At 69.5% G+C, this 279-nt stretch carries 1 pseudogene; it reads left to right on the top strand.

The features are described from left to right. Window positions 1–72: 72 nt before the first annotated feature. Window positions 73–279 (top strand): annotated as a pseudogene (locus P0D96_RS48650) (cytochrome c); the annotation flags it as partial.

Genomic DNA, 279 nt, shown 5'->3' with positions numbered 1-279 from the left:
GGCGCTGGCCTACTGGTCGGCGCGGGCGATCCGCACGCAGTATCTGAAGAACCCCGGGCCGCTGGTGAGCGTATGACGAAGAAGACCGATATCCAGCGCCTCACGCAGGCGATCAAACGCGTGGGCGCGGCGGCTGTGCTGGGCATGACCACACTGGCCGCGCACGCGGCAGCGCCACAGAACCTGAACGACGCGGCGCTGATCGCGCACGGCCAATATCTCGCGCGGGCCGGCGACTGCATCGCGTGTCACTCGGCGCCCACGGGCAAGCCCTTCGCG

The organism is Paraburkholderia sp. RL17-347-BIC-D (assembly GCF_046027915.1).
In the GTDB taxonomy this organism is placed as follows: domain Bacteria; phylum Pseudomonadota; class Gammaproteobacteria; order Burkholderiales; family Burkholderiaceae; genus Paraburkholderia.
This window is presented reverse-complemented; position numbering and strand designations above follow the sequence as displayed.